Source organism: Stenotrophomonas sp. I18B00994 (genome assembly GCF_014145825.1).
Classification (GTDB): Bacteria; Pseudomonadota; Gammaproteobacteria; order Xanthomonadales; family Xanthomonadaceae; genus Stenotrophomonas; species Stenotrophomonas maltophilia.
The window spans coordinates 22669-44252 of sequence record NZ_JACIUW010000002.1; the positions used below are offsets into that span (position 1 = coordinate 22669).

Annotated in this window: 26 protein-coding genes, 1 tRNA gene and 1 riboswitch; of the genes, 11 read left to right on the forward strand and 16 right to left on the reverse strand. The window is 66.6% G+C overall.

What is annotated here, in order from left to right; all coding sequences use genetic code 11:
* Window positions 1-3: 3 nt before the first annotated feature.
* On the reverse strand, window positions 4-630 hold the full coding sequence (locus H4O10_RS01995) for a DUF47 family protein (RefSeq protein ID WP_004152833.1): 627 nt from the start codon (window positions 628-630) through the stop codon (window positions 4-6).
* Between the two features lie 292 nt (window positions 631-922).
* Between H4O10_RS01995 and H4O10_RS02000 the strand changes: the two genes are divergently transcribed.
* Together H4O10_RS02000 and H4O10_RS02005 are read left to right on the forward strand one after the other, a co-directional pair.
* A complete protein-coding gene (locus tag H4O10_RS02000) occupies window positions 923-2227 on the forward strand; it encodes a hemolysin family protein (RefSeq protein ID WP_005408992.1) in 1305 nt (434 codons plus the stop codon).
* The gene (locus H4O10_RS02005) at window positions 2211-2870 is read left to right on the forward strand and encodes an exopolysaccharide biosynthesis protein (RefSeq protein WP_043034336.1); all 660 of its coding nucleotides are present in this window, start codon (window positions 2211-2213) and stop codon (window positions 2868-2870) included. The genes H4O10_RS02000 and H4O10_RS02005 overlap by 17 nt, the downstream gene beginning before the upstream one ends.
* A gap of 92 nt (window positions 2871-2962) precedes the next feature.
* Here the strand turns inward: H4O10_RS02005 and H4O10_RS02010 are convergent, their stop codons facing one another.
* The 4 genes from H4O10_RS02010 to H4O10_RS02025 all read right to left on the reverse strand — a co-directional run bounded on the left by H4O10_RS02010 (window position 2963) and on the right by H4O10_RS02025 (window position 6174).
* Entirely contained in the window at window positions 2963-3460 is a 498-nt protein-coding gene (locus H4O10_RS02010) for a pyridoxamine 5'-phosphate oxidase family protein (protein WP_005412916.1), read from the reverse strand.
* 68 nt (window positions 3461-3528) lie between these two features.
* Entirely contained in the window at window positions 3529-4524 is a 996-nt protein-coding gene (locus H4O10_RS02015; protein WP_005408989.1) for an LLM class flavin-dependent oxidoreductase, read from the reverse strand.
* A 223-nt stretch (window positions 4525-4747) separates the two neighbouring features.
* Window positions 4748-5515, reverse strand: a complete 768-nt coding sequence (locus H4O10_RS02020; protein ID WP_180845734.1) for a sulfurtransferase — start codon at window positions 5513-5515, stop codon at window positions 4748-4750.
* A 293-nt stretch (window positions 5516-5808) separates the two neighbouring features.
* The gene (locus H4O10_RS02025) at window positions 5809-6174 is read right to left on the reverse strand and encodes a DUF6164 family protein (RefSeq protein ID WP_049396360.1); all 366 of its coding nucleotides are present in this window, start codon (window positions 6172-6174) and stop codon (window positions 5809-5811) included.
* 70 nt (window positions 6175-6244) lie between these two features.
* Here H4O10_RS02025 and H4O10_RS02030 point away from each other — a divergent pair, with 70 nt between their 5' ends.
* Together H4O10_RS02030 and H4O10_RS02035 are read left to right on the forward strand one after the other, a co-directional pair.
* Complete coding sequence (locus H4O10_RS02030) at window positions 6245-6679, forward strand: FKBP-type peptidyl-prolyl cis-trans isomerase (protein WP_005408986.1); 435 nt, start codon at window positions 6245-6247, stop codon at window positions 6677-6679.
* Window positions 6666-7913: a TIGR03862 family flavoprotein gene (locus H4O10_RS02035; protein ID WP_049417571.1), complete on the forward strand. Its 1248-nt coding sequence runs from the start codon at window positions 6666-6668 to the stop codon at window positions 7911-7913. Before H4O10_RS02030 ends, H4O10_RS02035 begins: the two co-directional genes overlap by 14 nt.
* 53 nt (window positions 7914-7966) lie before the next feature.
* On the opposite strand, the gene H4O10_RS02040 is transcribed toward H4O10_RS02035, so the two are convergent.
* The 4 genes from H4O10_RS02040 to H4O10_RS02055 all read right to left on the reverse strand — a co-directional run bounded on the left by H4O10_RS02040 (window position 7967) and on the right by H4O10_RS02055 (window position 12069).
* The gene (locus H4O10_RS02040) at window positions 7967-8428 is read right to left on the reverse strand and encodes a GNAT family N-acetyltransferase (RefSeq protein WP_044569785.1); all 462 of its coding nucleotides are present in this window, start codon (window positions 8426-8428) and stop codon (window positions 7967-7969) included.
* Between the two features lie 99 nt (window positions 8429-8527).
* On the reverse strand, window positions 8528-10150 hold the full coding sequence (locus H4O10_RS02045; protein WP_005412910.1) for an FMN-binding glutamate synthase family protein: 1623 nt from the start codon (window positions 10148-10150) through the stop codon (window positions 8528-8530).
* Between the two features lie 55 nt (window positions 10151-10205).
* Window positions 10206-11492: a nucleotide sugar dehydrogenase gene (locus H4O10_RS02050; RefSeq protein ID WP_049417573.1), complete on the reverse strand. Its 1287-nt coding sequence runs from the start codon at window positions 11490-11492 to the stop codon at window positions 10206-10208.
* Between the two features lie 142 nt (window positions 11493-11634).
* Window positions 11635-12069, reverse strand: coding sequence for a BLUF domain-containing protein (locus H4O10_RS02055; RefSeq protein ID WP_005408981.1), 435 nt, complete (start codon window positions 12067-12069; stop codon window positions 11635-11637).
* 128 nt (window positions 12070-12197) lie between these two features.
* On the opposite strand from H4O10_RS02055, the gene H4O10_RS02060 reads away from it, so the two are divergent.
* Window positions 12198-12284, forward strand: a tRNA-Leu gene (locus H4O10_RS02060).
* Window positions 12285-12307: 23 nt separating this feature from the next.
* Here the strand turns inward: H4O10_RS02060 and hemN are convergent.
* Together hemN and H4O10_RS02070 are read right to left on the reverse strand one after the other, a co-directional pair.
* Window positions 12308-13717, reverse strand: a complete 1410-nt coding sequence (gene hemN / locus H4O10_RS02065) for an oxygen-independent coproporphyrinogen III oxidase (protein WP_043034401.1) — start codon at window positions 13715-13717, stop codon at window positions 12308-12310.
* A 44-nt stretch (window positions 13718-13761) separates the two neighbouring features.
* Complete coding sequence (locus tag H4O10_RS02070) at window positions 13762-14199, reverse strand: group III truncated hemoglobin (RefSeq protein WP_049396364.1); 438 nt, start codon at window positions 14197-14199, stop codon at window positions 13762-13764.
* Window positions 14200-14377: 178 nt separating this feature from the next.
* Here H4O10_RS02070 and H4O10_RS02075 point away from each other — a divergent pair, with 178 nt between their 5' ends.
* Together H4O10_RS02075 and H4O10_RS02080 are read left to right on the forward strand one after the other, a co-directional pair.
* A complete protein-coding gene (locus H4O10_RS02075) occupies window positions 14378-14665 on the forward strand; it encodes a hypothetical protein (RefSeq protein WP_005408925.1) in 288 nt (95 codons plus the stop codon).
* The gene (locus H4O10_RS02080) at window positions 14662-15705 is read left to right on the forward strand and encodes a 4Fe-4S dicluster domain-containing protein (RefSeq protein ID WP_012479714.1); all 1044 of its coding nucleotides are present in this window, start codon (window positions 14662-14664) and stop codon (window positions 15703-15705) included. Before H4O10_RS02075 ends, H4O10_RS02080 begins: the two co-directional genes overlap by 4 nt.
* Window position 15706: 1 nt before the next feature.
* Here H4O10_RS02080 and H4O10_RS02085 read toward each other — a convergent pair whose 3' ends face one another.
* On the reverse strand, window positions 15707-15943 hold the full coding sequence (locus tag H4O10_RS02085) for a hypothetical protein (RefSeq protein ID WP_005408923.1): 237 nt from the start codon (window positions 15941-15943) through the stop codon (window positions 15707-15709).
* A gap of 352 nt (window positions 15944-16295) precedes the next feature.
* Entirely contained in the window at window positions 16296-16505 is a 210-nt protein-coding gene (locus tag H4O10_RS02090) for a hypothetical protein (protein ID WP_005408922.1), read from the reverse strand.
* A gap of 111 nt (window positions 16506-16616) precedes the next feature.
* Between H4O10_RS02090 and H4O10_RS02095 the strand changes: the two genes are divergently transcribed.
* Complete coding sequence (locus H4O10_RS02095) at window positions 16617-17018, forward strand: transcriptional regulator (RefSeq protein ID WP_005408921.1); 402 nt, start codon at window positions 16617-16619, stop codon at window positions 17016-17018.
* A gap of 22 nt (window positions 17019-17040) precedes the next feature.
* Window positions 17041-17104: riboswitch (Fluoride riboswitch) on the forward strand.
* A gap of 82 nt (window positions 17105-17186) precedes the next feature.
* Window positions 17187-17579: a fluoride efflux transporter CrcB gene (gene crcB / locus H4O10_RS02100; protein ID WP_005412844.1), complete on the forward strand. Its 393-nt coding sequence runs from the start codon at window positions 17187-17189 to the stop codon at window positions 17577-17579.
* Window positions 17580-17582: 3 nt separating this feature from the next.
* Here crcB and H4O10_RS02105 read toward each other — a convergent pair whose 3' ends face one another.
* Window positions 17583-18416: an AraC family transcriptional regulator gene (locus H4O10_RS02105; RefSeq protein WP_005408919.1), complete on the reverse strand. Its 834-nt coding sequence runs from the start codon at window positions 18414-18416 to the stop codon at window positions 17583-17585.
* Between the two features lie 134 nt (window positions 18417-18550).
* Between H4O10_RS02105 and H4O10_RS02110 the strand changes: the two genes are divergently transcribed.
* Window positions 18551-19045 (forward strand): DUF6265 family protein, encoded by a 495-nt coding sequence (locus tag H4O10_RS02110; protein WP_049396368.1) that lies wholly within the window; start codon window positions 18551-18553, stop codon window positions 19043-19045.
* A 58-nt stretch (window positions 19046-19103) separates the two neighbouring features.
* Here the strand turns inward: H4O10_RS02110 and H4O10_RS02115 are convergent, their stop codons facing one another.
* Window positions 19104-19514 carry an SRPBCC family protein gene (locus H4O10_RS02115; RefSeq protein ID WP_033834665.1) on the reverse strand — a complete coding sequence of 137 codons (411 nt, stop codon included), beginning with the start codon at window positions 19512-19514 and terminating at the stop codon, window positions 19104-19106.
* 20 nt (window positions 19515-19534) lie between these two features.
* Window positions 19535-20554, reverse strand: a complete 1020-nt coding sequence (locus H4O10_RS02120) for an aldo/keto reductase (protein WP_049396370.1) — start codon at window positions 20552-20554, stop codon at window positions 19535-19537.
* 103 nt (window positions 20555-20657) lie between these two features.
* Here H4O10_RS02120 and H4O10_RS02125 point away from each other — a divergent pair, with 103 nt between their 5' ends.
* Window positions 20658-21575: a LysR family transcriptional regulator gene (locus H4O10_RS02125; RefSeq protein WP_012479711.1), complete on the forward strand. Its 918-nt coding sequence runs from the start codon at window positions 20658-20660 to the stop codon at window positions 21573-21575.
* Window positions 21576-21584 lie beyond the last annotated feature (9 nt).

A 21584-nucleotide genomic window follows, 5' to 3' on the forward strand; every position in this document is an offset into this window, starting at 1 on the left:
CCGTCAGCTGTTCTTCAACACGATCTGGTACGCAACCACGCCGGCCTCGCGGCAACGGTCGATGGCCTTTTCCAGGATCTCGAAGAATTCCTTCAGCAGGAACATCTGCAGGTTGTCCAGGCGGCCGGAATAGATGTCGCGGTACAGCTCGAGCATCAGGCGGTCGGCCTCGTTTTCCAGCGAGCGCAGCTTCTCGTTCAGCGCGGTCATCCGGTCCAGGTTCATGTGGCGCAGGTCGGCCACCATCTCCACCACCACGCCGGCGGCCTGTTCCAGCATCGCCGCGCGCGGCGCGAAGTCGATGTGCTCCAGGTGGGTCGTGGCCAGCGAATAGCGATCGGCGAACTTCTCGATCTGCTTGGGAATCTTGTACAGGGCCGAGCCCAGCGCTTCGATGTCTTCGCGCTCGATCGGGGTCATGAAGCTGTCCACCAGCGCCTGGCTGATCTTGTCCGAGGCCGCGCGCTCGCGCAGGCGGGCCAGCTTGAAGGCGTCCAGCGCGGGCTGGCGGTCGGCCTCGCGCAGCATGGAATGCAGCGCCTTGGCGGCGTCGGAGGCCGCGACGGCGGCCTCATCGAGCAGGGTGTAGAACTGTTTGCCGGAACCGAAAATGGTCTGCAGAGAGAACATTGAGAAACCTGTCAGCCGTCGCGGGAAGGACGGCACCAGACGGAATTATGACGGCTAGATGACCATCACGGGTATCCCCGCCCCCTTTCCGGGGCTCGGAACCCTGAACCTGAACAGGCGGTTGCCACCCTGCCATGCCCCTTTGCTAAGATGCCAGCGCGCCTTCGGGCGCATCCTATGGACGACGACCCTTATCCCCCAGCGCCGCGCCGGACCCCGTTCCTGAGCGCCTGCCGCCATCGCAAGCACCCGCCCTCCCTGCCACCAACCGGGGACGACGCCCGTGTTTGAAATGATCCTGATTGTCTTTGCGCTTGTTCTGCTGAACGGCTTCTTCGCCATGTCCGAGATGTCGGTCATGACCTCGCGCAAGAGCCGCCTGAAGCAGATGGCCGCCACCTCCAAGCGCGCGGCCAAGGCGCTGGAGCTGTCCGAGAAGCCGGAGAGCTTCCTGTCCACCGTGCAGATCGGCATCACCGTGATCGGCGTGCTGACCGGCTACCTCGGCGGTGAAGCGCTGGGCGAAGCCTTCGCCGGCTGGATCCAGGGCCTGATGCCGGGCTTCGCCTATGCCGGCAACATCGGTACCGCGCTGGCGGTCAGCCTGATCACCTTCATCACGCTGATCTTCGGCGAACTGGTGCCCAAGCGCCTGGCGCTGACCCGTTCGGAGGCCATTGCCGGCCTGGTCGCGATGCCGATGAGCTGGCTGGCCAAGCTCGCCCTGCCCTTCGTCTGGCTGCTGTCCAAAACCACCCAGCTGGTGCTGCGCCTGTTCGGCCTGGGCAAGGATGAAGTCGCCTCGGTGACCGAAGAAGAGATCCGCATGCTGGTCGCCGAAAGCCACGAGGCCGGCGTGATCGATGCCCACGAGCGCGACATGATGAACCGCGTCATGCGCCTGGGCGACCGCACCGCCGACAGCCTGATGACCCCGCGCAACCGCATCGCGTGGCTGGATACCCAGGCCGGGCTGGAGCGCAACCTGGAAATCATGGCCGAACACGAGTTCTCCCGGTACCCGGTGTACCGCGACAACGACATGGACGTGGTCGGCGTGCTCGAACTGAAATCGCTGGCCACGCGCATGGCGCGCGGTGACAACGCGCTGTTCCAGACCCTGCGCGAACCCCTGTACGTCTCCGAATCGACCCACGCGATGAAGCTGCTGGAAATCTTCCGCGAGGAACAGCAGTCGATGGCACTGGTGGTGGACGAGTACGGCGAGATCCAGGGCCTGGTGACCATCAGCGACCTGATGGGCGCGGTGGTCGGCCGCCTGCAGGCGGTGGAGAACGCCGACGAGGACGCGCTGGTGGTGACCCGCGAAGACGGCTCGCTGCTGGTGGACGGCTCGCTGCCGATCGAAGACGTGCGCGAACTGATCGGCAGCAACGACCTGCCCGACGCCGAGGACGGCGACTACTACACGCTGGCCGGCATGTGCATCCATTACTTCGGCCGCATTCCGCACGCAGGCGAGTACTTCGACTGGGCGGGCTGGCGCTTCGAAGTGGTTGACCTGGATGGTGCGCGCGTGGACAAGCTGCTGCTGCGCACGTTGTCCGACGAGCAGGCCGATGAGCTCACCGCCTGAGGCCGGCAAGGGTCCGGGCGACGAGCGCCCGGCCTACCGCAACGAGGGCATCCGTACCCTGCTGGAGATGTTCGCCTCTGGCGATCCCGCCGAGCACATGCCGCTGGGCCAGATCCTCGGCAACCTGCAGCAGAGCGCGTTCGGCGTGTTCCTGTTCGTGGCGATCCTGCCGTCGTTCATCCCGATCCCGGGCATGGGCGGCGCGGTCAGCGGCCCACTGGTGGTCCTGATCGGCCTGCAGATGCTGTTCTGCCTGCGCCGGCCCTGGCTGCCCGGCTTCATTGCCCGCCGCGGGCCGAAGCGCGGCACCATGCATCGTTTCCTGGACCGCATCGACCGCCCGCTGCGGCGCCTGGACAAGATGCTGAAACCCCGCCTGCCGCAACTGCTGACACCGCTGATGGCGCACGCCTTCACCGGCCTGCTGCTGGTGCTGCTGGGCCTGCTGCTGTCGTTGCCGATTCCCTTCACCAATTTCCTGTTCGGCTTCCAGCTGCTGCTGTTCTCGCTGGCGCTGCTGGAACGCGATGGCGCGCTGATGCTGTTCAACTGGATCGCCGCCGTGGCAGCGATCGCGTTCTTCGGTTTCAGTTCGGGGCAGCTGGTGGGTTATACGGTGGAGCTGTTCCAGCGCTGGTTCTGATCCGGAATCCGGTAGAGCCGGCCGCTGGCCGGCTGCCATGTTTCCAGGGCTGTCGGCCGGCGGCCGGCACTACCAATACCGGACATCGCTCATCACCGAAGATCGATGAAACCGTTGTCGGCCAGCGCCGCCGGTTCGTCCTGCACCGCCGACAGCACGAACGTCAACGCCTTGCCCAGCAGCGTGCCCGGACCGTCCCAGTACTCGGCACTGTCGGCGCGCACATGGATCAGGCGAAGGTTGGGGTCATCCTTGCCACCGGGGAAGAACAGCTTCATCGCCGGTGACCACAGCTCCTCGATCTTCGCGCGATCGTCGACCACGCGTGCCCGCCCCGCCACCGACACATAGGTGTTCTTCGAGGGCGAGGCATACGCCACGTTGACCCGCGGGTCGAGCGCGATCTCGGCCACCTTGGGGCTGTCGCCGGTGATCACGAACCACAGGTCACCGTCGAAGGCGACCTGCTGGGTGGCCAACGGCCGGCTGTAGAGGCGGCCATCGACGCCGGTGGTGGTGAACATCGCCACCTCCACGTCCTTGATCAGTTCGGCCAGCTGGGCGATGTGTTCGGCACGGGTGTCGGCCATGTGGGGGCTCCTTCGATATGAGCCCCCATCAGACGCGGTTCGGCCGCAATGGGCCGTGACGCAATTGTTCAGCCCGCGTGGCGGGCGTGCCAGGCCTGCATGGTCAGTTCGAACGAGCGCAGGCGCGCGCGGTGGTCGTACAGGTTGGCGGTGAGCATCAGCTCGTCGGGCTTGTGCCGTTCGACGAACGCGGCGATGCCCTCCGCCACCTGCTGCGGATCGCCCAGCACGGTGCAGGCCAGCGCCCGCTCCACGCCCAGTTTTTCGTGCGGCTCCCAGAAGGACTCGATGTCGTCGATCGGTGCCGGAATCTTGCCCGGTCGGCCGCGACGCAGGTTCACGAAACTCTGCTGCTGGCTGGTGAACAGGCGCCGCGATTCGGTTTCGCTGTCGCTGGCAACGACGTTCAGGGCCAGCATCGCGTGCGGCTGCTTCAGCGTGGCCGAGGGGCGGAACTCGCGCCGGTATACAGCAACGGCTTCATCCATCGCGTCGGGTGCGAAGTGCGAGGCGAACGCATACGGCAGGCCCATCGAGGCGGCCATGCGCGCACCGAACAGGCTCGAACCGAGGATCCAGGTCGGCACCCGCAGGCCGCCACCCGGAACCGCCTGCACCGCCTGCCCGGGTTGTACCGGCTCGAAGTAATGCAGCAGCTCGCGCACGTCCTGCGGGAACTGGTCGGCGCTGTCGAAGTAGCGGCGCAGCGCGCGCGCGGTCGGCTGGTCGGTACCGGGTGCACGGCCCAGGCCGAGGTCGATGCGGTCCGGATACAGCGAAGCCAGCGTGCCGAACTGCTCGGCCACCTGCAGCGGGGCATGGTTGGGCAGCATGATGCCGCCGGCACCGACGCGGATGCGCTTTGTGCCACCCGCCACGTGGCCGATCAGCACGGCGGTGGCCGCGCTGGCGATGCCCGGCATGTTGTGATGTTCGGCCAGCCAGTAGCGGCGGTAGCCCAGCGCATCGGCGTGCTGGGCCAGTTCCAGCATGTTGGCGAAAGCGGCGGTGGTGTCACTGCCCTCGCAGACCGGGGCCAGGTCAAGGATCGACAACGGGATCATCAGGCGTTTTTCCGTCACAGGATCCCCCATGCATGGGGTCGGCCAGGCGCCGCGGCCAGTGACGGTGGCGGGATGCTGATTCCCGTGTGGCGGGTTCAGGGCTGACCGGGCCGATCCGGGGTGCCCTGATCCGCGCCAAGCGCGATTGGTAGTGCCGGCCGCTGGCCGGCATACAGGTAGATGGCTTCGCAGCCGGCCAGCGGCCGGCTCTACCGCGGAAGCGTCAGAACGCGCTGGGGCGCGGCTCCGGCAGCGGCTGGTCGACCATCGGCTTCAGCTCGGCATCCAGCGCCACGCGCTCATCGAACACGAAGCAGCGGCCTTCGTAGCCTTCGCCACCCACCTCCTCGAAGTAGCCGAGGATGCCACCGTCCAGCTGCAGCACGTTGTCCATGCCGTCGTTGACCATCCACAGCGCCGCCTTCTCGCAGCGGATGCCGCCTGTGCAGAAACTGACCACGGTGCTGTCTTTCAGCGCCTCGCGGTGCGGCGTCAGCGCCTCGGGCAGGTCGGTGAACTTGTGAATCGGCAGCACCAGCGCATCCCTGAAGGTGCCGTACTCCACTTCCTGCAGGTTGCGGGTATCGAGCATCACCACCGGCTTGCCGGCGTCGTCATGCCCCTGCCGCAACCAGCGCTGCAGCGTGGCCGGATCGACCGCCGGCGCGCGCGGATAGTCCAGCGGCTGACCGTCGTCACGGCGGAAGCTGATGATCTCGTCCTTCACCTTGGCCTTCAGCCGCGCGAACGGCTGATGTTCACTGAAGCTGGTCTTGACCCGCATATCGGCAAACCGCGCGTCAGAACGCAGCGCCGCGTAGAAACCCTCGACCGCCTCCGGCGCACCCGCCAGGAACAGGTTCAGCCCCTCGCCCGCCACCAGGATCGTGCCCCGCAACTGCGCCGCCTCGGCACGCGCCAGCATCTGGTCGCACAGGGCCTGGGGAGCGTCGATGACGGCGAAATGGTAAGCGGCGGTATTGGCGATCATCCTGGCATTTTAGCGCCTCCCGCCCCTCCGGGCAGATTCAGGGGTCAGAGCCCTCTGCGCAGGAGGGGCCCGACCCCAAGCCCGGCAAACAACCGGAATCAGTCATGGGTGGGGCGGTGTGGGCAGGCGGGGGCGCAGAGCGCCATGGATGGCGCTCTACGAGGCACGCAGCAGCAGCTTTTGCCGTCCCCCGCCTGTCCACACCGCCCCGCCCTCCCACTGAAGCCCGGCTTTTGACGTTGCCGTTGCCGTTGTGTCTGCGGGTGCCGGGTGCAACCCGGCCAGAAGCCCCATTACCCCCGCAACAGCACGAACGGCAGCAGCACCAGCGCCGCCGCACCGGCCATCGCCAGCAGCACCAGCACCACGTAGACCGGCCGCCGCCGGAACAGGCTGCCGAAGGTCTCCGCCGTGCCATCACGCAATGCCTGCTCACGCTCGGCACGGATGCGCGGCCCGCGTTCGGCCTGGTATTCCGCCATCAGCGCCTTCGCACGTGGATGATCGGCGTCCTCGCGCAGCCACAGGCCACCATTGGAGATGCCCCAAGGGCTGGGTTCGGTGCGATACCAGGCGATGCCGTGCTGGTCGAGCAGCGTGCAGACATCGGCATATTCGTCGTCGCCGACATTGCGCAGATTGAGCAGGAGTTTTGCCATGCCCCCATGATACCCGGCGCCGATGCGCTACCCTTGCCGCCCTCGCCCTGCGCCCTTCCGGAGACGCCCGATGCGCCGCCTGCTGCTTCCCCTGCTGCTGTCCCTCGCCGCCGCTGGCTGCACAACCGAACCGTCCGGCCCACCGCCCGGCGGCACCCTGACCACCTTCGAGCGCATCGATACCGTGCCCGGCACCGGCACCGAAGCCGTTGCCGGCAGCAAGGTCACCGTGCACTACACCGGCTGGATCTACGACAACCGCACCGAAACCAAGCACGGCAAGACCTTCGACAGCTCCTTCAAGCACGGCGAACCGTTCACCTTCGCGCTCGGCGCCGGCCAGGTCATCCGCGGCTGGGATGAGGGCGTGGCCGGCATGAAGGTCGGTGGCAAGCGCACCCTGATGATCCCGCCGGATTACGGCTATGGCGACCGCCGGGTTGGCCCGATTCCGGCCGGTTCGTCGCTGGTGTTCGATGTCGAGCTGCTCGATGTCAAACCGTAATGCCGCACCGCTTCCGCGGGTCGCCGTCATCGGCGGCGGCCCGACCGGCCTGTTCGCCGCCGAGCGCCTGCGCGCCGCCGGTCTGGACGTGGACCTGTACGAGGCCAAGGGTTCGCCCGGCCGCAAGTTCCTGATCGCCGGCAAGGGCGGGCTCAACCTCACCCATTCCGATCCGCGTCCGCTGTTCGACAGCCGCTACCGCGAGCAGTCCACGACCGTGGGCCGCTGGCTGGATGGCTTCGATGCGCAGGCATTGCGCGACTGGGCCGGCGGCTTTGGCGTGGAGACCTATGTGGGCAGCTCCGGCCGCGTGTTCCCGGTCGACCGCAAGGCCGCGCCACTGCTGCGTGGCTGGGTGCGCCGGCTGAAGGAACAGGGCGTGCGCCTGCATGCCAACCACCGTTGGATCGGCTGGGGCAACGACGGCGCGCTGCGCTTCGCCACCGAAGCCGGCGAGATCGATGTCCACGCCGATGCCACCGTGTTGGCGATGGGCGGCGGCAGCTGGCCGCAGCTGGGCAGCGACGGCGCCTGGGTTGCACCACTGCAGGCCCGTGGCGTGGACATCGCGCCACTGCAGTCAGCCAACTGCGGCTTCGACGTGGACTGGACCCCGTTCTTCGCCCAGCGCAATGCCGGTGCACCGTTGAAGCCGGTGGTCGCGCACTGGATCGACCTGGCCGGACAGCCACAGTCGCTGCAGGGCGAATGCGTGGCCAGCGAGTACGGCATCGAAGGCAGCCTGATCTATGCGTTGGCGGCGGACCTCCGCGAGACCATCAACCGCGATGGCCACGCGATGCTGTGGCTGGATCTGGTGCCGGGCCGCGACGAAGCGCGCCTGCTGGCCGATCTGTCACGCCCGCGCAAGGGCCGCAGCTTCGGCGAGCACCTGCGTCGCCAGGCGGGCCTTGATGCGGTGAAGGCCGCACTGGTGTTCGAGATTCTGGGTAAGGAAGCCGGCAACGACCTGCCTGCCGTGGCGGCTACGCTCAAGCGCCTGCCGCTGCGCCTGCTGCGTCCCCGGCCGATGGCCGAGGTGATCAGCACCGCCGGTGGCGTGCGCCTGGATGCGCTGGATGATGGCCTGATGCTGCGGGCCGTGCCCGGCGTGTTCTGCGCCGGCGAGATGCTGGACTGGGAGGCGCCAACAGGTGGCTACCTGTTGACCGCGTGCTACGCCAGTGGCCTGCGCGCCGCCGAGGGCGTGATCAGGTGGCTGGCCGGGCGGTGACGCCTGCATTGTAGAGTCGAGCCATCCTCGACTGCCTTACAGTCCCCGGGCGCTCACCATGGCCTGCGCATGCTCACCGAAGCCAGCGCCACGCCGCTGGGATGCGGATAGACCTCTTCGCGCACGCTGATGAATCCCTGCCGTTGGTAGAACGGCACCGCGTTGAGCGAGGCCGACAGCACCACCTCACGCTCACGATCGGCCATTGCCAGCAGGCGCTGCATCAGCGCCTGGCCAATTCCCTGGCCGCCACGATCAGGATCAACGAACAACGCGTCGACTTCATTGGCATCGGCATCGAACACACCGAAGCCAAGAAGGCCGCCCTGCCCATCCTCGGCCACCACGCAGCCGCCCTGCCCCAGCAACCGCGCGTACTGCGACGGCGGCGGCGAGGCCGACCAGGGCGCAATCACTTCGGGCGGATAATGGCTGCTGCAGGTCTCGCGCACGCAACGCGTGCGCAACGCCCACAGCGTGGCGACATCATCCGTGGTGCCGGTCCGGAACCGCATGGCATCTCCTTGCAGCGTCGAGCCATGCTCGACTGTTCTTCGTTCCAACATCGCGATGAGAGAAGCAGCCGAGCATGGGCTCGGTTCTACAGCAACACGTTATCGCGACTTGCTGGCCCGCAGCGCCTGGATCTTCGGCGGCGGCTGGAAGGAATCGCTGCGCGCATCGGCCCAGAACGCATGGAACACGGCGTGGTCCGGCACCTTGTGCAGCAGCTCGCCCGGTTCAAGGTAGCGGTACAGCGAGGCCAGCGAACGGATCTCAACAGGCGAAACCCGACGCAGGATATGCTCCGGGCCCAGTTCCGCCGGGTCGTTCAGGCCCGCGGCACACAGCAGTTCCTTCAAGGCATGCAGCGTGTGCTCGTGGTAGCTGTACACACGGGTGGCCTTGTCCGGTGCATCCAGATGCTTCCAGCGCGCCGGGTCCTGGGTCGCGATGCCGGTCGGGCACTTGTCGGTATGGCAACTCAACGACTGGATGCAGCCCAGCGCGAACATGAAGCCGCGGCCGGCATTGCACCAGTCGGCACCCAGCGCGATGGTGCGCGCGATGTCGAACGCACTGGTGATCTTGCCGGCTGCACCGATGCGGATGCGCTCGCGCAGATCGAGGCCGACCAGGGTGTTGTGCACCAGCAGCAGCGCTTCGTGCATCGGCACGCCGACATGGTCGACGAACTCGGCCGGCGCCGCGCCGGTGCCCCCTTCGGCACCGTCCACCACGATGAAATCCGGCAGCAACCCGGTTTCCTGCATCGCCTTGGCAATGCCGAACCACTCCCACGGGTGACCGATCGCCAGCTTGAAACCGACCGGCTTGCCCCCGGACAGCTCGCGCAGGCGGGCGACGAACTGCAGCAGCTCGACCGGTGTCGAGAACGCCGAGTGACGCGACGGCGACACGCAGTCCACGCCCATCGGCACGCCACGGGTCACCGAGATCTCGGCAGTCACCTTCGGCGCTGGCAGCACGCCGCCATGACCCGGCTTGGCACCCTGCGACAGCTTGATCTCGATCATCCTGACCTGGTCATGGGTGGCATTGGCAACGAAGCGTTCCTCGCTGAAACCACCCTTCTCGTCGCGGCAACCGAAGTAGCCCGAGCCGATTTCCCAGACCAGATCGCCGCCCATCTCACGGTGATAGGGCGAGATCGAACCTTCGCCGGTGTCGTGGTAGAAACCACCACGCCGTGCGCCTTCGTTCAGTGCGCGGATGGCATTGGCCGACAGTGAACCGAAGCTCATCGCCGAGATGTTGAACACGCTGGCCGAATAGGGCTTGGCACAGTTCGGACCGATCAGCACGCGGAAGTCATGCTTGGCGATGGCAGTCGGCGCCAGTGAATGGTTGATCCATTCGTAGTCCACCGCATAGGTGCTGCGCAGGGTGCCGAACGGTACCGTGTCCATCTCGTTCTTGGCGCGCTGGTAGATCAGTGCACGTTGCTGGCGCGAGAACGGCACGTCCTCCAGGTCACTCTGCACGAAGTACTGGCGGATCTCCGGGCCGATCGATTCCAGCCCGTAGCGGAAGTGCGCCATCACCGGATAGTTGCGGCGCAGCGTGCTGCGCTTCTGCAGCAGGTCCCAGGTCCCCAATGCCACCATCGCGGCAGTCAGGCCGACGCCCCAGTACCAGGCCGGCCAGATCGTGGCCAGCCACAGGCATATCGGGAACATCAGGATGGCGAGCAGGTAGACGATGTACCGGTGCATGGCTTTCCTCGGTTGCAACTGTTCCCGAGTCTACCGCGCCGCTCGCTGCCAAGGCTTACAAACGATCGTCAACCACGTTGCGCGGCCAGGCCGATTTGACGTCGTAGACCAGGCCGCCTGGCGCCAGCAGCGCCCGGATTGCGTCTTCATCCATTGCCTTGAAACGGGCGTGGGCCACCGCCAGTACCACCGCGTCATAGCGCCCCGCCCCGGGTTCGGCCAGCCAATCCAGGCCCTCGCCGGTCAATGCCGCCGGGCCGACCCACGGGTCGCTCACCTCCACCTGCGCCCCCGCATCGCGCAGGCGCTGGGCCAGTTCCAGCGCGCGGCTGTTGCGCAGATCCGGGCAATCCTCCTTGAAGGTCACGCCCAGCACCAGGATGCGTGCCTCCGCCGGTGCACGGCCACGCTCGGCCAGCATCGCCAGCACGCGCGCCGCCACGTGCTCGCCGACGCGGTTGTTGACCTGCCGCGCGGTGTGGATCAGGTCCGGGTGGTAGCCCACGCTTTCGGACTTGTGCAGCAGATAGTACGGATCGACGCCGATGCAGTGACCGCCAACCAGGCCTGGTCGGAACGGCAGGAAATTCCACTTGCTGCCAGCGGCGTCCAGTACGTCCTGGGTATCAATGCCGAGCCGGTCGAAGATCAGCGCCAGCTCGTTGACCAGCGCGATGTTGACGTCGCGCTGGATGTTCTCGACCACCTTGGCTGCTTCGGCCACGCGCATCGACGGCGCCCGGAACGTACCGGCGTCGATGATGCGCTGGTAGAGACCATCGATCACCGCAGCGACTTCCGGGGTCGAACCAGACGTGATCTTGCGGATGTCGGCCAGGCGCCGCTGGCGGTCACCGGGACTGACCCGCTCCGGGCTGTAGCCGCAATAGAATTCTTCGTTGAAGCCCAGGCCCGAACCCTGTTCCAGCAGCGGCACGCACACTTCCTCGGTGGTGCCGGGGTACACCGTAGACTCGTAGATCACCAGATCGCCGGCGCGAAGATGACTGGCAATCAGCCGTGTCGCCGAACGCAGGGGCTCCAGGTCGGGCTGCTCGTATGCATCGATCGGGGTCGGCACGGTGACGATATAGACGTTGCAGGCATCGAGCAGCGAAGGATCGCTGCCGTACTGCAGATGCGTGGCTTCGGCCAGCTCGTCGGCCTCCATCTCCAGCGTGTGATCGCGGCCACCGCGCAGCTCCGCGATGCGGCCGGCATCGATGTCAAAGCCCAGTGTCGGCCAGTGCCGGCCAAACGCCACCGCCAATGGCAGGCCGACGTAACCCAGGCCGATCACGGCGAAACGCGGCGTCACCGCCGCCGCAACGGGCACGCTCATCGGCATGTCCCGTGCGCCGGGTGAAACCGGATGCGTGCCGCCATGGCTTGGGCCAACCCACTCATTCGCTGTACCACTCCGGGAAACCCGCACCAGAAAGGCTACAGCCTACCGGCCCCGATACCCCGCCGCCAAGGCGGGCTCAGGAACCCAGCGCGACCGCGGCGGGTTCCAGCTCGCCGTCGGCACCGGTCCAGGCCTGCAGCAGGCGCTCGAAACCACCGCTGCCAAGCAGGAAACCCGGCCACGCCGCGTCAACGATCTGGGTCAGCAGGTCCGCATCGATCCGCCGCGTACCCATCGACCAGCGCGGGAACGCACGCTGCACCACCGGCGCGCGGCACAACAGCCTCATCTGCGCGTGGCTGCGTGCATTGAAGATGCGCTGGAACACCGAATCGATGCCATCTTCGGGGCCTTCCAGATACTGCAGGAAGCGGCTGCCGTCGAACATCAGGACACCGGTGACACCGGCTACACGATTGAATGCCGTGGCGTCGGCCAGCAGGCGATCAAGATCGGTTGTCCGCAGATCGGCGCGGGCCTCACTGGCATAGGCAATCGCGTGCAGCGACATCGGGTGGCTCCCCCCCTGGGAACGGTGGCTGGGACTATGACATGAACAGGGATAACAGTTAAGCACGTCGCTCTCGCGCAATCCGGCTGCAGCGACACAGGTAGGCTACAATCGGCGCCGCGCTGCAGGCCCGGATGGCGAAACTGGTAGACGCATCGGACTTAAAATCCGCCGGGGGCAACCCCATGCCGGTTCGATTCCGGCTCCGGGCACCACACGCACGCAGCACATCCGGCTTTCAGATCGCCCGCGAGTAACGTGGCTGCTCATGTGCGGCACGCAGATACGGGTCGAAGCACATTGCCAGCAACCGCAGCAACGGTCGCCCGGGTTCGCTCGCACGCACCACGCCATCGCGGTATTCGGCCAGGCCATCTTCCTGCAGCCGCTGTACCGAACGCAGGTCCTCGGCGAAGTACTGCTGGAAATCCACGCCGTGGCGCTGCCCCAGCACCGCACCATCCACCTCGCCCTGGCACATCAGCTGCTGGATCAGCTCCGCGCGCAGCTGGTCGTCGGCACTCAGCGCGACACCGCGCCAGACCGGCAACTGCCCCTGGTCCACCGCGTCCTCCCAGGACGCCAGGTCACGTGGATTCTGGCTGTAGGTGGCGCCGATATGGCTGATCGCACTTACGCCCAGGCCGAGCAGATCGGTATCGGCGTGGGTGGTGTAACCCATGAAGTTGCGATGCAGCTGGCCGGCACGCTGCGCGCGTGACAGATCCTCTTCCGGCAATGCGAAATGATCCATGCCGATGTACTGGTAGCCAGCCGCGGAGAGCTTCTCCACCGCCAGGCCCAGCAGCGCCAGCTTGTCTTCCGGCGACGGCAACCGGCTTTCGTCGATCTGCTTCTGTGCCCGGAACAGATGCGGCAGGTGCGCGTAGCCATACACCGCCAGGCGGTCCGGGCGCAGCGCCAGCACCCGTTCGAGGGTGCGGCCGAATCCTTCCAGGCTCTGCCCGGGCAGGCCGTAGATCAGGTCGACGTTGACCGAACGCATGCCGCTGTCGCGGCAGGCGCGCAGGATGTCCAGTGTCTGCTGCACGCCCTGTATGCGGTTGATCGATTCCTGCACCTGCGGGTCGAAATCCTGCACGCCCAGGCTGGCCCGGTTGAAGCCCAGGCGCGCCAGCATGGCGACGTCACGGGTGTCGATGAAGCGTGGATCGAGTTCGATCGAGAAATCGCGCTGCGGTGAATCGCTGAAATCGAAGCGCCGGCGCAACCCTTCCACCAGTGTGGTCATCGCCTCGGCATCGAGGAAGTTCGGCGTACCACCGCCCAGATGCAGCTGGATGACCTCGCGACCGTCCTCGAACTGTGGTGCCAGCAGATCGGCCTCGGCCAGCACGCGCGACACATAGCTGTGGCCACGGCCGCGATCGCGGGTGATCACCCGGTTGCAGCCGCAGTAGAAGCACGGGCTGGAACAGAACGGCACATGCACGTACAGCGACAGCGCGCGGGCCAGCTGGTTGCTGTCGGCGATCGCCTGGCGCAGCGCCGGCGCGTCGAACCCATCATGGAAATGCGGCGCGGTCGGGTACGAGGTGTAGCGCGGGCCCGGCCGGTCGTGCCGGCGCAGAAGGTCGGGGTCGAAGGTCCAGGCCAGGCCACCAGCGGCGGGAGAGAACGTGTCCATGGCGCCAGCATCGCGCCGGGCGGCCTGCGCCGCCTTGACCCAGATCAATCCTTGGCGGGCATCCCCAGCACCGGCAGGCCGACCTGCGGCCATCGCAGCATCTGGTAGCGCTTCCAGAAGGTGTCACCGATGCGCGCGGCCACGTCGTTGGCCAGCTCCTGCATCGGCGGGTTGTCGCATTCGGCGGTGGTGATCCGGAACAGCACCAGCCAGCGGTCGAACAGATCCTTGTCCAGCTCGATGGCCATGTGCTTGGACATCGGCGAACCCTTGAAGCGCCGGGTGCCGCGCAGCATCGCCGACCAGAAGTCGACCAGCTGGGCCAGATGCTCCGGCCAGTCGTGGACGTGGGCCTCGAACACCGGCCCCAATCGCTCCTCCCCGCGCACGCGGGCGTAGAAGTCGTGGACCAGGCGGGTCACTTCCTGCTCGGTGCACAGCTCGGGCGAGGCGACAGGAAGGACAGGCGGCGTTGCGTTCATCGGGGTACCCAAAGCGTGCCGGCAGTGTGCCGCAGCCGGCCGGCACCACCGTTGATCCAGATCAATGTCGGCGCAGTCCGCTGCACCTAGGCTGGCACGCTTGCAGGAAGCATGCCCTGCGGATGCCGCGCCAACCCAGGCGAGTATACGCGCCGCCCACTTTTCGATCCGGGACAGCATGAACAGACCCTCTCCCAACCGTCGCCAGCAGTTGATCCAGCAATGGGGCGCGATCCTCTGGCCCAGCTTCATCGCTGCCGGCCTGGCCAGCGTGGTGTTCTTCGCCTTCGTCGACCCGCTGCGGTTGCAGGCCATCAGTTTCCCGGGCACGCAGATCAGCCGTGAAATGGGCTACACGGCCGGCTTCTTCATGTTCTGGACGGTGACGGCGCTGTCCAGCGCGATCACCTGGTACCTGCAGCGACCGATGCCCAGCGGCGACGACGACGAGTTGCCGCTGGGATGAGTACGACCTGCACACCGAGACCACGGCACTGGCGCGGCACGCTCAGCGCCGCCTTGCTGGTGCTGTTCTACGCATTGCCATGGCTGCGCTGGGATGGCCGCCAGGCCTTGCTGCTGGATATCAACGCCCGCCGCTTCGATCTGTTCGGCTGGACGCTGTGGCCGGGAGACGTCGGGGTGCTGGTCGGCCTGCTGGCGGTGCTCGCGATGGGGCTGGCACTGCTCACCCACCTCGCCGGGCGCATCTGGTGCGGCCACGCCTGCCCGCAGACACTGTGGCGCCGTGCCTTCGACTGGATCGCCGACGGCATGGCCCGCACGCTTCCGGCACGCGTTGCGCGCGCGGCCACACAGCTGGCCTGGGGGCTGCTCTCGCTGTGGACCGGCATCACCTTCGTGGGCCTGTTCAGCCCGATCGCCGAGCTGGTGATCGCAGCGCCGCGCGCCGGCTGGAGCGGCTGGGAAACGTTCTGGGTGCTGTTCTATGCCGCCGCCACCTGGGCAAACGCCGGCTTCCTGCGCGAGCAGGTCTGCCGTTCGCTGTGCCCGTTCGCACGCATGCAGCCGCTGCTGACCGATCCACATACGCCGCGCATGCTGTACGACGCCCGCCGCGGCGAGCCACGCGGGCCTCGCCCATCCGGCCTGGGCGGCGTGCTGGGCCGTGGCCGCGGCCTGCTCGACCCGACCACTGCACAGGACTACGTGTTCCGCGCCGCGCATCCGCTGCTGGCCGGACCGATGCCGACCTTCAGCGCCGACCGTCTTGGCGATTGCACCGATTGCGCGGCCTGCATCAGCGCCTGCCCGATGCAGTTGGACATCCGCCAGGGGCCGCAGGCCGACTGCCTGGCCTGCGGCGCCTGTCTGGAAGCCTGCGCACAGCAACAGCACCGGGCCGGGTTCGGTCCGGGGCTGGTGCGCTACTGCAGTCCGCAGGCGATGGCCGGGCAACCGAAGCGCTGGTGGCGACCCCGGACCCTGGCCCTGCTGTCTTTGCTGCTGGCGCTGCTTGCCTGCGGCGCCTGGCGCCTGCTCTGAATCAACGCGGCCCGTCGGCGTGCGGTGGTACCAGCTGCGCGCGTCGGACAATGCCCAGCTGCTCGATGATCAGCGCCATTTCGTTGGTGAACTCGGTACGCTCGGTCCCCTGCGGGACGAGCCGGTCCAGCACCTGCTGGTAGGTATCCCAGAACGCCGGACCGCATCCGTGTTTGTGATAGCTGGCTTCCAGTTCGCGGCGTACCCGTTCAGCCAAGCCATGCATGCCGTATTCCATACGACCTCCGTTGGACTTGTTCTGCATCGTTGACGGTCTACCGACTCACTTGCGTGCTACTGAAAGACTCCCAGGCTTCACGCCCGGTTGATCCAAATTAGTCACAGATTTCACGACAGGTCAATTACATGCAGCGACTTTCGCGATTGAAATTATTAATCATTCACGAAACCACATACGGGACCCCGCCCCTCCCGGATGGGGTGAAGCCGACAACGCGACCCAGCCACCTGTCCGGCAGCTGGTAGGCCTCGACAATAGGTACTGCCAGAACGATCAGTTTTTCCTATTTTGCTAAGTGTACTTAACAAAATGCGCTTAGCACGCTAAATGCGACAAAAGGCGGCGTAATTCAGGCGGATTCGACTTCGGCGGCGCCCGTTGCGGGGAACAGGTTCGGGTAGCGCTGATGCAGGATGTACTGCCGCAGAGCGGGAATCGGGAAGTCTTTCGGCCATTGCGATACCGCGGAACGGCTGATGCCGAAGAAGCGCGCCAGCTCCGCATCGGTCTGGAACCCCAGCCGCGTACGCACCTGCCGCTTGTTCCAGAATTCGGTCATGGTCTGCCCTTTTGTTAACCAGACTTATTCTTGCGGCAAGGATTCTTCGCATTCCACGCGTTAAGCTGGCTTGCATAGATGAATACTCTCGGCCAACGACTCGCCGCCGCCATGAAGAAAGCCGGGCACCCCCGCCCGGCCGATCTGGCCCGCGCCGCCAAATCCACCACGGCAACCATCAGCAACTGGCTCAACGACCATGTCAGTGCGTCCCATGTGAAAGCCGAGCAGCTGTTCCGCATCGCCGATGCGGCCAAGCTGGACGCACGCGAGCTGCTGTATGGAGTGAACGGGCGCGGCGTCGGGGAGCCGGGTAACGCCTACATTCCCAGCCAGGCCCACCTTGACGTCTGGCAGGACGCCTACGAGCTGGTCAGTCACCTGGTGGCCGAGAATGGCCTGGAAATCGACCACCGCCGCCACGCGGCGCTGGACCTGCTCGCGTTCGAACTGCTGATGGATGGCTTCAGCCGCAGCAAGGTGGCCCGCGTGCTGACGACCTCGATGACGTGAATGCACCGCCGCTGGTAGCATGGACCGCGATGGGGATGGGGCTCCCCCGATAACCGCCTGAGAAGGCTGATGGCTCCTGCCAGGACGAACCCGGTGTTCGTCGACGGCAGGTCGTGCCTGCCCTCGGCGTTCGCCACTGACCCTGCGAACCCGCATTCGAGGCACGCCATGCAAGCATTGAACAACTATTTCCTGGTCTTCGTCGGCGGCGGCATCGGTGCCTGCCTGCGCCACGCCTGCAACCTGATCGGCGCCCGAGTGGCCGTCGGCAGCCCCTGGCCGTGGTCGACCTTCCTGATCAACATCAGCGGCGCCCTGCTGATGGGCGTGGTGGTCGAGGTCTTCGCGATGCGCAATGGTGCCTCGCCGCAGCTTCGCCTGTTGCTCGCCACCGGCATCCTTGGTGGCTACACCACGTTCTCTACCTATGCGCTGGAGATCGGCCTGCTGCTGCAGCGCGGGCAGCACGGACTGGCCGCGCTGTATGCCGGTGGCTCGGTGGCGCTGGGCCTGGCCGGCCTGTTCGGTGGCATGAAGCTGGCCCGGCTGGTGCTGGGCTGAGGCTCAGGCCGCGCCAGCACGCGCCTGTCCGCGCCATTCGCGTGGTGACTGCCCCGTGTGCGCCTTGAACGCGCGCGAGAGTGCCGCCTCGCTGCCATAGCCCACCTCGTCGGCAATCCGCTTCAGCGGCCGGCCCTGGCGCAGCGCCTGCTGTGCCAGCCCGACCCGCCAGCCTTGCAGGTACTGGCCCGGGGTGGTCCCCATCGCTTCGCGGAAGCTGGCGGCGAACACGCTGCGTGACATGCCGGCCACCTCGGCCAGATCCTCCAGCGTCCACCCCTGCGCCGGGGCTTCGTGCATCGCCACCAGCGCCAGCCGCAATCGCGGGTGGCCAAGCCCAGCGAACAGACCGCCGCGCATTTCGCCACCTTCCATCAGCTGGCGCAGCACCTGGATCATCACCACCTCGAACAGGCGGTTGACCATCGCCGCGCGCCCGCAACGCTGCTCGAACGCTTCTTCGAACAACAACTCCAGCGCTGCGTTGCCGCCATACAGCCCAGCCAGCGGCAGGCAGATGAAATCCGGCAACGCGGCGCTGATCGGATTGAGCCGGCCGCCTTCGAAATGCAGGTTCGCGCAGGCCATGTCGGCGCCCTGCTGCGGGTCGGTACTGAAGCGGTGCGGCATCGGCCGCGGATACAGCAGCAGGCTGGGCACATCCACCTGTACGGTCTGCTGGGCATGACTGACCTGCAGCGGTCCACGTCGCACCAGGTGCAGCTGCCCGGCTTCATCCTCCCCCTCCAGCGTGTTGATGCCGCACAGCGCACCGGCATGGAACACCGAGGCGGTGACCGCGAAGCGTTCAAGCAGAATGGCGAGACGGTCGACCATGACGGGACTCCGGGTCAAGCGAGACAAGCTCAATGTGACAGATCGTATCGGAATCAGCACTGGAAAGGACGGCACTGGCCGCATGATCTGGCGGGCGCTATACAGGCCGCACATTCCCGCGCATGGAGGCACCGATGTCACTCCGCATCGCCCTGGCCCTGTTGCCGCTGCTGCTCGCGGCCCCGCACGCGCTATCCGCCTCACCCTCGAAGATCGAGCACCTGGCCTGGCTGGCCGGTTGCTGGCAGCTTGATGGGCAGCCACCCGGTGCCGGCGAGCAATGGACCAGCCTGGCTGGAAACACCCTGTTCGGCAGCAGCCGCAGCCTGCGTGACGGGCGAACCGTCGGCTTCGAGTTCATGCAACTGCGCCAACACGATGATGGGCGCCTGGTGCTGACTGCCCTGCCCTCTGGCCAGAACGCCACGGACTTCAACGCGACCCGGGTCGATGCCAACGAGGCGGTCTTCGAGAATCCTGCCAACGACTTCCCACAGCGTATCCACTACCGGCGGCTCGACAACCAGCGCGCACATGCGCGCATCGAGATCGCGCAGGACAATCCGAAGCAGGCAATGGACTTTCCCATGCATCGCGTCGCCTGCGGTGGACCGACGCCCGCACCCTGACACGCAGACGCCCCGGACCCGCCGGGGCGCCTGCATGCGGTCAACGCCACACGGGCATTCACCCGGCCAGCGTGGTTTCCAGGGCCTTCAGGCCATCGCGATAGATGCCCTCGAACAGCGCGGACGCTTCTTCGTTGCTGACGCCCACCGGAGTGAACTCACCGGACCAGTCGATCCGCGAACCGTCGCCCTGCTCGACCACACGCAGGGTGGATCGATAGTCGCTGACCGGGAACGGGGCCTGCAGGATCGAGTAGGTGTAGCTGCGATCGGCCTGGTCGAAGGCTTCCAGGCGCTCGACGATGGCATCGCCATCGGGATTGGCCAGATGGCGCACGCGACCGCCTTCGCTGAGCGTGCTCTGGGGAATGTACGGAAGCCAGTCGGGCAATGAATCGAAGCCGCCGATGAGGTTCCAGACCTGGTCGGCCGGGGTCGGCACGGTGATGGATACAGAAGCAGTTGCCATGGGAATGTCTCCTTCGGGACTCAGATGTTGTCGATCGGCAGCGGAGCGTTGGCCGCGACCAGGCCCTGGGCGCGCAGCGCCTGCCAGAACCCGGCCGGGATGATTTCCTTCAGTGCGGCGTAGTCTTCGGCGATGCGCTCGGGACGGCTGGCGCCCGGAATCACCGCAGCCACTGCCGGGTTGGCCAGCGAGAACTGCAACGCGGCCGCCTTGATGCTGATGCCGTACTCGGCCGCGATGGCCTTGATGCGCTCGACCTTGGCCAGGATCTCCGGCGACGCCTTCTGGTACTCGAAGTGGCTGCCACCGGCCAGCACGCCGGAGCTGTACGGACCGCCGACCACGATGCCGGTGTTGCGCTCGGCCGCCTTGGGCATCACCCGCTGCAGCGCACGCTCGTGGTCGAGCAGCGAGTAGCGGCCTGCCAGCAGGAAGCCATCCGGACGGGCTTCGTCCAGGTCCAGGGTCAGCTCGATCGGCTCGACACGGTTGACGCCCAGTCCCCAGGCCTTGATCACGCCCTCCTCGCGCAGGCGGGTCAGCACCTTGAAGGCACCGCGGCGTGCGGTCTCGAAGTACGACAGCCACTCATCGCCGTAGAAGTCCTGTGCGATGTCGTGCACCCAGACGATATCCAGGCGATCGGTCTTCAGGCGCTTGAGGCTGTCGTCGATCGAACGCAGGGTGGCGTCGGCCGAGTAGTCGTTGACCAGCTTGTTGGGGCGGCCGGCGACGAACAGGCCGCCCTTCTCGCCAAGGTCGCGGGCGCTGGTGTCTTCCACTTCGTCCAGGATCAGGCGGCCGACCTTGGTGCTGAGCACGAAGTCATCCCGGTTGCGCTTGGCCAGCGCGTCGCCAAGGCGGATCTCGGCCAGGCCTGCACCATAGAACGGGGCGGTATCGAAGTAGCGGCTGCCCTGTTCCCAGGCCGCGTCCACCGTGGCCTGGGCCTCGGCTTCCGGGATGTCACGGAACATGTTGCCCAGCGGCGCGGTACCGAAGCCGAGGGTCTTGCCAGCCAGCAGCGTGTTGATGCTCATGGGTTCCCCCTTGGAGAGGTTGTTGAAGTTGAGGCACAGGCTAGGCTTGCCCGATAAGACTGTCCAAGACATAATTTAATTATCTTGAGTCCCGCAGGGTCTTATGCTCGACCTCCGCCAACTGCGCTACTTCGTGGCCGTCGCCGAAGATGAACACGTCGGCCGCGCTGCCGAGCGCCTTCACATCTCCCAATCCCCGCTCAGCCGGCAGATCGCCCAGCTGGAGGAACGGCTGGAGCTGCAGCTGTTCGAACGCTCGCAGCAGCGCATCCGGCTGACCGCCGATGGCCGTACCTTCCTGGCCGAGGCGCGGGCCCTGCTGACCCATGCCAACCGGCTGGAATCGCTGGCGCGCCGGCTCGGCCGCGGCGACGAAGGCGGCCTGTGCATCGGCTATCTGGAGTACGCGATGCACTCCGGCGTATTGCCCACCGCCCTGCGCGAACTGCGCGGCGATCGCCCGGCGGTGCATATCGCGCTCTACAACCAGCAGTCGGACGTGCAGCTGGCAGGCCTGCGGCAACGCAGCCTGGACATCGCCCTGGTCTGCGAACCACCGGCGTTCGACGATCCGGACCTGGAAGCCACGCAGGTGCTGAACGACCCGATGCTGCTGGCGCTGCCGGCCGACCACCCACTGGCCAGTGCAGAGACCATCACGCCAGAGGATCTGGCCAGCCAGCAGTGGATCGGCGTGATGCACAGGGAAAACGCACTGCGCCACGACACCTTCATCGCCGCGTGTGCGAAAGCCGGGTTCACCCCGAGCATCGCCATGGAAGCGACCGAGCCACTGGCCGCGCTTGGCCTGGTTGCCGCCGGCCTGGGCCTGACCACCGTCCAGCAGAGCCTGGATCACCAGGCACCGGACGGCGTGGTGCTGCGCGAGCTGCCGTGGTTCAGCTACCGCACACCGCTGTGGGCGGCCTGGCACCGCATCAACCTGCGCCCCCTGGTCGAGACCTTCCGCAGGACGCTCGTGCGCACCGCCACCGAAGGCAAGCCGGCATTCGGCGACTGAGCCGACCGC

Excerpts from the sequence above, each read along its gene's own strand:
- H4O10_RS01995 (WP_004152833.1), bottom strand. The coding sequence starts at position 630 with ATGTTCTCTCTGCAGACCATTTTCGGTTCCGGCAAACAGTTCTACACC.
- H4O10_RS02000 (WP_005408992.1), top strand. The coding sequence starts at position 923 with ATGATCCTGATTGTCTTTGCGCTTGTTCTGCTGAACGGCTTCTTCGCC.
- H4O10_RS02005 (WP_043034336.1), top strand. The coding sequence starts at position 2,211 with ATGAGCTCACCGCCTGAGGCCGGCAAGGGTCCGGGCGACGAGCGCCCG.
- H4O10_RS02010 (WP_005412916.1), bottom strand. The coding sequence starts at position 3,460 with ATGGCCGACACCCGTGCCGAACACATCGCCCAGCTGGCCGAACTGATC.
- H4O10_RS02015 (WP_005408989.1), bottom strand. The coding sequence starts at position 4,524 with ATGATCCCGTTGTCGATCCTTGACCTGGCCCCGGTCTGCGAGGGCAGT.
- H4O10_RS02020 (WP_180845734.1), bottom strand. The coding sequence starts at position 5,515 with ATGATCGCCAATACCGCCGCTTACCATTTCGCCGTCATCGACGCTCCC.
- H4O10_RS02025 (WP_049396360.1), bottom strand. The coding sequence starts at position 6,174 with ATGGCAAAACTCCTGCTCAATCTGCGCAATGTCGGCGACGACGAATAT.
- H4O10_RS02030 (WP_005408986.1), top strand. The coding sequence starts at position 6,245 with ATGCGCCGCCTGCTGCTTCCCCTGCTGCTGTCCCTCGCCGCCGCTGGC.
- H4O10_RS02035 (WP_049417571.1), top strand. The coding sequence starts at position 6,666 with ATGTCAAACCGTAATGCCGCACCGCTTCCGCGGGTCGCCGTCATCGGC.
- H4O10_RS02040 (WP_044569785.1), bottom strand. The coding sequence starts at position 8,428 with ATGCGGTTCCGGACCGGCACCACGGATGATGTCGCCACGCTGTGGGCG.
- H4O10_RS02045 (WP_005412910.1), bottom strand. The coding sequence starts at position 10,150 with ATGCACCGGTACATCGTCTACCTGCTCGCCATCCTGATGTTCCCGATA.
- H4O10_RS02050 (WP_049417573.1), bottom strand. The coding sequence starts at position 11,492 with ATGAGCGTGCCCGTTGCGGCGGCGGTGACGCCGCGTTTCGCCGTGATC.
- H4O10_RS02055 (WP_005408981.1), bottom strand. The coding sequence starts at position 12,069 with ATGTCGCTGCACGCGATTGCCTATGCCAGTGAGGCCCGCGCCGATCTG.
- hemN (WP_043034401.1), bottom strand. The coding sequence starts at position 13,717 with ATGGACACGTTCTCTCCCGCCGCTGGTGGCCTGGCCTGGACCTTCGAC.
- H4O10_RS02070 (WP_049396364.1), bottom strand. The coding sequence starts at position 14,199 with ATGAACGCAACGCCGCCTGTCCTTCCTGTCGCCTCGCCCGAGCTGTGC.
- H4O10_RS02075 (WP_005408925.1), top strand. The coding sequence starts at position 14,378 with ATGAACAGACCCTCTCCCAACCGTCGCCAGCAGTTGATCCAGCAATGG.
- H4O10_RS02080 (WP_012479714.1), top strand. The coding sequence starts at position 14,662 with ATGAGTACGACCTGCACACCGAGACCACGGCACTGGCGCGGCACGCTC.
- H4O10_RS02085 (WP_005408923.1), bottom strand. The coding sequence starts at position 15,943 with ATGGAATACGGCATGCATGGCTTGGCTGAACGGGTACGCCGCGAACTG.
- H4O10_RS02090 (WP_005408922.1), bottom strand. The coding sequence starts at position 16,505 with ATGACCGAATTCTGGAACAAGCGGCAGGTGCGTACGCGGCTGGGGTTC.
- H4O10_RS02095 (WP_005408921.1), top strand. The coding sequence starts at position 16,617 with ATGAAGAAAGCCGGGCACCCCCGCCCGGCCGATCTGGCCCGCGCCGCC.
- crcB (WP_005412844.1), top strand. The coding sequence starts at position 17,187 with ATGCAAGCATTGAACAACTATTTCCTGGTCTTCGTCGGCGGCGGCATC.
- H4O10_RS02105 (WP_005408919.1), bottom strand. The coding sequence starts at position 18,416 with ATGGTCGACCGTCTCGCCATTCTGCTTGAACGCTTCGCGGTCACCGCC.
- H4O10_RS02110 (WP_049396368.1), top strand. The coding sequence starts at position 18,551 with ATGTCACTCCGCATCGCCCTGGCCCTGTTGCCGCTGCTGCTCGCGGCC.
- H4O10_RS02115 (WP_033834665.1), bottom strand. The coding sequence starts at position 19,514 with ATGGCAACTGCTTCTGTATCCATCACCGTGCCGACCCCGGCCGACCAG.
- H4O10_RS02120 (WP_049396370.1), bottom strand. The coding sequence starts at position 20,554 with ATGAGCATCAACACGCTGCTGGCTGGCAAGACCCTCGGCTTCGGTACC.
- H4O10_RS02125 (WP_012479711.1), top strand. The coding sequence starts at position 20,658 with ATGCTCGACCTCCGCCAACTGCGCTACTTCGTGGCCGTCGCCGAAGAT.